This is a genomic window from Flavobacterium sp. UBA4854 (assembly GCF_002399805.1).
Classification (GTDB): domain Bacteria; phylum Bacteroidota; class Bacteroidia; order Flavobacteriales; family Flavobacteriaceae; genus Flavobacterium; species Flavobacterium ginsengisoli.
The window spans coordinates 33,970-41,740 of record NZ_DHEI01000113.1; the positions used below are offsets into that span (position 1 = coordinate 33,970).

Consider the following 7,771-nt stretch of genomic DNA (forward strand, 5'->3'; position numbering starts at 1 on the left):
GAACGTCCTAAAACAACCAAATCTTCACCTTTATTCAAAGTGAGATTAACGCCTTTTAGAACGGCATTATCTTTTCCAAAAGTTTTGTGGAGATCTTTAATCTCGATAATTGGAGTTTGATCTTTCTCTTTTGCTTTTTTAGGTTCTTTATGTAATTTTTCCTTCATCATCTTAAAAAAATAAATCGGTTATTTGAACAGCAACCATATCGATAATAAAAATGCTTAACGATGCAGTTACAACGGCAGAATTGGCAGCTTGCCCCACACTTTCTGTTCCATTTTTGGCATTAAAACCTTTATAACAGCCAATAATTCCAATAATAAATCCAAAGAAGAAGGTCTTTAGTGTTGCTGGAAACAGATCTAGAAATTCTAAGGATTGAATGATTTGAGTTAGAAAACGGTAAAAATTGACATCTCCGTGAATGTTTATTCCAACATATCCGCCAATGATTCCAATCGCGTCTGCAAAAAATACTAGAATAGGAACCATTAGAGTACAGGCTAAAACTCTAGTTACCACCAAATAGTTATATGGATTTACAGCCGAAACTTCCATGGCATCTATTTGTTCGGTTACTTTCATAGATCCTAATTCGGCTCCAATTCCAGATGAAATTTTTCCAGCGCAAATCAACGCAGTAATTACAGGAGCGATTTCTCTTATTAACGAAAGAGCCACCATTCCAGGAAGCCAGGATTCAGCACCAAATTTTACCAATGTAGGTCGCGATTGAAGCGTAAGAACCAAACCCATAATAAAACCTGTAATAGCAACCAATGGCAGAGATTTGTATCCTATAACATAACATTGTTTTAGGAACTCTCTGGTTTCATAAGGCGGAACAAAAACCTCCTTAAAAAACCTTTTGGCGAATATTGTGGTTTCTCCAATTTCGGCGAATGTATTTTTAATAGCAAGGATCAAAATGTTTTGGTTTTAAGGTGAATGATATGAGATGAAAATCAATTATTTAACAGTTTTTTCAAATCATTGAATTATAGAGGAAAGTTAGCCCAATACTTGTTAAAATATATTACAGAACTTTTTCTCAGCCTTATATAATTTTCATAAACTCACAATAATTAAAACAGTTTGACGTTTGTGACCGCAAACAAAAAATCCCTTTCTTTTGGAAAGGGATTTTTAAAATAGGCAAGTATTAAACTATAACATTTATTCTGTAAACTTCTTAAATATTGAACTTGCTACATGTCCGCCAAAACCAAATGTATTGCTCATAGCATAGTTAACTATTCTCGATTGTGCTTTTCCGAGAGTGAGATTAAATTTATCTGCAAAATCCTGTTCTACATTTTGAGTGTTTATGGTTGGCGGTACAATATTTTCTTGAACAGCTTTTATACAGGCAATCGCTTCTATTGCTCCAGCACCGCCAAGTAAATGTCCTGTCATGGACTTTGTAGCACTTATATTTGCATTCGGATTTATTCCAAATACTTTCTCTACAGCTTTGAGCTCACTTAAATCGCCAGTTGGAGTAGAAGTAGCATGAGCATTAATGTAGTCAATTTTATCTGGAGTGATTCCAGCTTCTTCAAGAGCAAGTTCCATTCCTAAAACAGCTCCTTCTCCTTCAGGATGAGTTCCTGTTAAATGATAAGCATCTGCAGCTAATCCGCCTCCAACAATTTCGGCTAGAATTACTGCATTTCGTTTTATAGCATGTTCATAGCTTTCCAAAATAACAACGCCAGCTCCTTCACCTAAAACAAATCCGTCTCTTGTTGAATCAAAAGGACGTGAAGCCTTTGTGTAATCATCATTTAATGTCGATAATGCTTTTGACGCATTAAAACCGCCAATTGAAGATTCTGAAACTGAAGCCTCAGAACCACCGCTAATAATCATATCTGCTTTGCCCCAGCGAATGTAATTGAATGCATCTATAATAGAAGTATTACTCGCAGAACAAGCAGCAGCTGTGGTATAATTGACTCCTCGAAGTCCATATTTGATAGAGATCACTCCTGAAGCAATATTGACAATTCTCTTTGGAATGAAAAAAGGACTAAATCTTGGTATGCCATTTCCTAATTTATATTCTCCCATTTGTTCCTCGAAAGTTGAAATACCTCCGTCTCCGCATCCCCATATAACACCAATTCGGTTTTTGTTTAAAGTATCAAAATCGATGTTGGCATTTTTTATTGCTTCATCTGCAGCATGTAAAGCATATTGAGTAAAAAGATCATATTTTCTGATTTCATTTTTTTCAAATAGATGCTGCGAATCAAAGTTTTTAACTTCGCAGGCAAATTTGGTTTTAAAATGTGTGGTGTCAAATCTTGTAATTGGAGCGGCACCGCTGACTCCGTTAATTAATGAATTCCAATATTCTTCAACGCTATTTCCAATAGGAGTTACTGCTCCTAATCCTGTTACTACAACTCTTTTCATTGCTATTTAGGTCTTAATTCTGTTAATATTGTTTCTTTTACCAACTCAAAATCGTCATCGTTTGTAAGTCTTGAAAGTTGGACTATTGCTACCATATTCGTAATTATCATTAATGCTTTTGTTCGTGCCGAAGTTTGAAAATCAAATATTTTCTGTTCTTTTCCGTCGGTTAGCACTTCAGTCAGCCAGTCAATTACCAATTTGGCAAATATTTTTAGTTCCTCTTTTATTGATTGGTCTAGTGTGTTTAAGTCTGTTGCCAGTGAGCCGACAATGCATACTTTATTATCATGCTTGATTTTTGTATGTACAGCGAGAAAGGATTCAAGTTGTATTAGCGGTGATTCATTAGCAACCTTTTCCTTTAAAGTTTCATATCTGGCAATATGTTCTTTAATAGTTGCTACCCCAAGATCTGATTTTGTAGGGAAATGATAATGAATAGAAGCGGTCTTTATGCCTATATCATTTGAAATATCTTTAAAACTAAACGCATTATAACCCTTGTCTCGAATAAGTTGATCTGCTTTATCAATAATATTTTCTTTTGTTGTCATAGCAGTAATTTTTTTGACAAAGATACTACCTATTAGTAGATAGGTAAATTTATTTTAGTTTTTTTTTACAAACAAAAAATCCCTTTCATTAAGAAAGGGATTTTCAGGGTTTAAAAAAGTGAAGTGTTTGGTTAGCTTCAGTGTCTTTTCTTATAAATTTATGGCGATACCGCTTCGAGATTTCATTAACGGAATAACGCGTGATTGTGACAGGGCTAGTTTCTCCATTAATAATCTTGCAGTCAGATAACAAACAGTAGATTCTGCACCTTGATTTAAGTTTACATTGTGTTTCTCAAGTCCGTCATAACCGCCGCCACTTACTGGATTATACATAATTTGGTTCAAATGATTTTTGCCTAAAAACCAGTTAAATGCAGCTTTCATTTTCTTTTTATATTCTGCAGTTTTAAAGGCATTGTAAAAGGCATTTAAACTCTGAATGGTGTACGTAACATCAATTGGCTGTTCGCCATATTCATGTGGCTCAGAACCTTTATGATGCCAGCTTTGGTTCGAAATGGCTTTGAACGTTCCTTCTTTGAACGTTTTAGAAATTAGGAAATCTAAAGAATCTAATGCTACTTTTTTGTAAACCGGTTTATTGGTAATTAAATAAGCGTAAAGCATAGATTCTGGCAAAATGCTGTTTCCATAAGTCAGATAATTTTCAAACCATTGCCAGTCTTCTGTTGCTGTATCTTCGTAGTTAGCCAGCAATTTTGCATTTAGTTTATTAATAATCGCGGCAACATACAAATTCGGAATGGTCGAATGGTATAAATACAAACCTTTTGTAGCAAAACCAATTGAACGTGGCGACTGAATATTTTCGGCCCATTTTAGGGAGTTCAATAAACATCTTGTGGCTTTTTTGGTAATTGCTTCAGGAAGAATGTCTGACATTGAAACTACGGTTCCTAACGCCCAAATAGCTCTGGCATTAGAATCTTCCAAATTTACTTCGGCATTTTGCTCAATATGTTCGCGGTTTTCCTGATCGACATAATTGATAAAATCTCCTTTTGGTTTTTGGCAACGTTGAATAAAATCTAAATAAATTAAAATATATGCTAGATCATCTTTGTCCTGAGTTAGTTTATAATGCATGCAAAATGCAATTAAAGCTCTTGCATTATCATCTAAAGTATATCCTGAATCTAAATCTGGAATAGAAATTTTACTGAACTGAATAATTCCTAATTCGGTTGTTAGTTTTTTGATATGTTTTAACTGAATAGGAGGATAGCTATATTTAATTTCGGATGGATTTTTAATCAGTTTTTGATAGGTATTCATTTGAGTAATTCCAACATTTTCCCATGAAGAAGCTCTCATTTTTGTAAAAGAACTAATTCCCATTTCGTGTCTTAAATTTTCATCTTCGATTAATTTAATTGCAGCTTCCGCAAATTGATCGGAATTTCCAATATCACACAAAATTCCAGAATCTGAAGTTAATACTTCTCTTGTATGCGGAATTTTAGAAGCCACAATTGGACATGCACAACTCATGGCATAAGCAAAAGTGCCGCTCACTGCCTGATTGGGATCTTTTGAGGTAAACATATAAATATCTGTCGCTTTTAGATATTCTAAAAGTTCATCGGTATCTAAATATTGATTGATAAATCGAACATTGTCCTGAAGGTTTAATTCTTTGACAATGCCTTCTAATTTGTCACGATAAGCATCAACACCATCTTTGATTAAGTTTGGATGCGTTTTGCCAATAATTAGATATAAAGCATTTGGCGCTTTTTCAATAATTTTTGGTAAAGCCTGTAAGCCTGTTTCTATATTTTTACCTTCGCCCAAAAGTCCGAAAGTAGAAAGCACTAATCTGTCTTCAATGTTTAATTTTTCTTTTGCCTGTTTTGGAGTTTCATATATTACAATGTGAGTTCCGTGAAGTACGCAAGTAATTATTTCTTCATTGATGTCGTAGTCGTTAATTAGAATTTCTTTGGATTTATTGGTCATTACAAAAACCGAGTTGCTGTAGCTTAACAACAGTTTCACAAAAGTTCTCAATTCGTCATTCGGATTTGGAATTACGCTGTGAAAAGTAAAAGTGACAGGGGCTTTAATAACATTTAAAAAATCTAAAAGATGATCTCCATAATTTCCTGAAAACAAACCAAATTCATGCTGAATATGAACTAATTTCACAGTTTCATCTTTATTGATTTCTTCTGCTACTTTAGCATATTCTGCTCTATTTTTTGTGTTTAAGGTAAAAGCTTGCGTTGGTTCTTCAATAGGCTCAGTAACCAGTTCGCATATTTCGCATTTTATAGATTTACCATAAACATCTGTTATTCCTTTGATGGTATCTTGCGTATAAGTTGCTATGCCGCATTGCGTTGGCGGAAAAGTAGATAAAAAAACGATTTTTGATTTATTTGATATTGTCTTCATGAGGATTCTTTTTTAGCTCGGTTAATAACTCGCTTAGGTTCAAAGATGCCACCGCAATCTTGTCATCGGCAGCGCCATAATAAATATATAGTTGGCCGTCAAAAATGGCAGTTCCTGTGGGGAAAACTACGTAATTGACATAACCATGTCTTTCATAATATTCTGATGGAGTAATAATGGGTTTTGGCAATCTTCCAATTACTTTTTTTGGGTCTTCTAAATCCAGCAAAACAGCAGCTGCATGATAAACCAAACCTTTTACTCTTTTTTCGGCAGCATGATAAATTAAAAGCCATCCGTCTGCCGTTTCGATCGGAGGAGCTCCTGGACCAATATGACTGGTTTCATGATCATATTTTGGTTCCATTACAATGTGATCTGGAAGATTCTTTAAATATTCTTTCCAAAAATCTTCTGTTAATTCTGATTTCTTTTCAAAAGAAACGATCTGAATAGATGGAAATAAGCGGTGCAGCGCAACAAATTTTCCATTTATCTTCTTCGGAAAAAGAACTACATTTTTATCCCATACATACAAATGCTCTTTCATTGTTTCCGTTAACGGATAATTTCTTTCTGTATTAAAAGCCAATATTCTTGCAATGCTTGGGTTTTGTAAATGCTTTCTAATAAGATTGGTAAATTCGTTTAGAATAAATCTCGGTGTAATAATTCCTTTCTTTTTAAACTTTACCAAATCCTTAGAAACAGCCAAAGCGCCACAGGCATTTAGACCATCATAAGTAACATAAGTCATATAATACAGATCGTCTATTTTAGTAATTCTAGGATCTTCGACTCCATGAATTTCATAAATATATTCAGGAAGAAAAATAGGATTTGAACGTCTTTCTACTAAAGTTGTCGGTCCTTCAAAACGACAATAACCAATAGTAGAGAAGTTTCCTTTTTTTGCCGCTCTGTAAAACATGTGGACATTATTTCCGTCTTGATAAATGGCAGGATTTAAAACACCTAATTCTTCAAAAGTTCGGTCTGTTTTTTCTAAAATGACACCATGTTTTTTAGCTTCTTTCATTACTTAAAAAAAATTTTATTAAAATTACTTTAGTATAAAAGCGACAATTAATCCAATCCATTAAAAAATTAACTCAAAAGCATAAACATGGTAATTCTGTAAGGCTAGCAAATAATCGTGAAAGTGGCGCGTTGTCTAGCTTTGGTTTGGTTTTATTGGGATAATATTTAAGTGTATAGAGTTAACACGATTTGTAGGAATAAAAGAACTTTGAAATAGACAAAAAAAGGCTTATAAAACAGTCGTATTAAGAACTTAAAAAATCAATATTATGTTACGTTGGACAGTTATATTTATAATTCTTGCTATTATAGCTGGAATTTTTGGTTTTGGCGGAATTGCTGCCGGAGCTGCAAGCATCGCAAAAATTTTATTCTTCATCTTTTTAGTCCTGTTTATTATTTCATTGATTACAGGCAGAAGAAAAGTTTAATTTTTAAGATTCAAAGGCTCAAAGTTTTTAACCTGTGCAACTCTGAGCCTTTGTACCTTTGAATCTTATTTAATACCATTTTGCATAATATTTTCTCGTTATAAAAGCAATCGGAATTCCGACGCAGCAAATTACAATGAGAATAGAAAGCAAAAGCGGAAAATCTAAATTCTTCTCTGGTAAAACCGGAAATACTATTGGCAGAACCAAGAGATTCATTACAACCCAAATAAAGAAACCGTAAGAAATGCCAGATAATAAGGTATTTATTTTGAAAAAAGGGATGTATGGGAAAATCTTAAAATAAAACCAAGCAAAAATAAAAGCAATTAGAAAATGAAGTCCCAAGCCAGCGAGAGTCATTTCTGATCCGCCTGTATAAGCTTCTTTCTTAAAAATGCCACTTGCAATAGATTGTAAAATTTTTTCGGCTGTTGTTTTATGTAGTATTCCTGCATAAATCAAAATAGCGGCAGTAATGTCTAATGTGCCTGCAACTAAACCAGATGAAACAATGGTTCTAACTTTTGATCTCATAAAAGTAATTTTGAGTTAAATACTAATCTATTGTTTTTTAATATGCTCATAAATCGATTTCAACTGATGAGTGTGTCTCTTCGTATGCACAATTGCAAAATGAAGCCATTCGTAAATCGTGAAAAAGTCAAATCCAGGCACTTTAGAATCTAAACAAGTCAATGTTAAATCGTAAGTTTCTGCTGCTTCAAATAAATCATTTTCTATTTTTTTGATGGAAGCCAGCAGTGTGCTTTTTTCATATTCAATATCAGGAGGCTTTATGTTTTCGGGCGATTGGTATTTGGTAGTGAAGTCTAAAAATATACTATCAAGAGTTTTTACGTTTTCATCGGGTTCTCTGGTTGTTTTTTCTGTTTT

At 33.7% G+C, this 7,771-nt stretch carries 8 protein-coding genes; 1 reads left to right on the forward strand and 7 read right to left on the reverse strand.

Annotated features, from left to right (window positions below; all coding sequences use genetic code 11):
* Positions 1-171: 171 nt before the first annotated feature.
* The 5 genes from B3J44_RS16905 to B3J44_RS16925 all read right to left on the reverse strand — a co-directional run bounded on the left by B3J44_RS16905 (position 172) and on the right by B3J44_RS16925 (position 6,441).
* Complete coding sequence (locus tag B3J44_RS16905) at positions 172-930, reverse strand: MlaE family ABC transporter permease (RefSeq protein ID WP_286969819.1); 759 nt, start codon at positions 928-930, stop codon at positions 172-174.
* A gap of 249 nt (positions 931-1,179) precedes the next feature.
* Positions 1,180-2,424 (reverse strand): beta-ketoacyl-ACP synthase II, encoded by a 1,245-nt coding sequence (fabF, locus tag B3J44_RS16910; RefSeq protein WP_286969822.1) that lies wholly within the window; start codon positions 2,422-2,424, stop codon positions 1,180-1,182.
* A 2-nt stretch (positions 2,425-2,426) separates the two neighbouring features.
* Positions 2,427-2,981, reverse strand: a complete 555-nt coding sequence (locus B3J44_RS16915) for a TetR/AcrR family transcriptional regulator (protein WP_286969823.1) — start codon at positions 2,979-2,981, stop codon at positions 2,427-2,429.
* Between the two features lie 150 nt (positions 2,982-3,131).
* Positions 3,132-5,402 (reverse strand): glycosyltransferase, encoded by a 2,271-nt coding sequence (locus B3J44_RS16920; RefSeq protein ID WP_286969825.1) that lies wholly within the window; start codon positions 5,400-5,402, stop codon positions 3,132-3,134.
* Positions 5,383-6,441 carry a pesticidal protein Cry7Aa gene (locus B3J44_RS16925; protein WP_286969826.1) on the reverse strand — a complete coding sequence of 353 codons (1,059 nt, stop codon included), beginning with the start codon at positions 6,439-6,441 and terminating at the stop codon, positions 5,383-5,385. Before B3J44_RS16925 ends, B3J44_RS16920 begins: the two co-directional genes overlap by 20 nt.
* 271 nt (positions 6,442-6,712) lie before the next feature.
* On the opposite strand from B3J44_RS16925, the gene B3J44_RS16930 reads away from it, so the two are divergent.
* Entirely contained in the window at positions 6,713-6,874 is a 162-nt protein-coding gene (locus B3J44_RS16930) for a DUF1328 family protein (RefSeq protein WP_129747735.1), read from the forward strand.
* A gap of 69 nt (positions 6,875-6,943) precedes the next feature.
* Here the strand turns inward: B3J44_RS16930 and B3J44_RS16935 are convergent, their stop codons facing one another.
* Together B3J44_RS16935 and B3J44_RS16940 are read right to left on the reverse strand one after the other, a co-directional pair.
* On the reverse strand, positions 6,944-7,411 hold the full coding sequence (locus tag B3J44_RS16935) for a DUF1440 domain-containing protein (RefSeq protein ID WP_286969828.1): 468 nt from the start codon (positions 7,409-7,411) through the stop codon (positions 6,944-6,946).
* A 27-nt stretch (positions 7,412-7,438) separates the two neighbouring features.
* Positions 7,439-7,771 (reverse strand): DinB family protein (locus B3J44_RS16940; protein WP_286969829.1); only part of this gene is annotated, 333 nt, incomplete at its 5' end.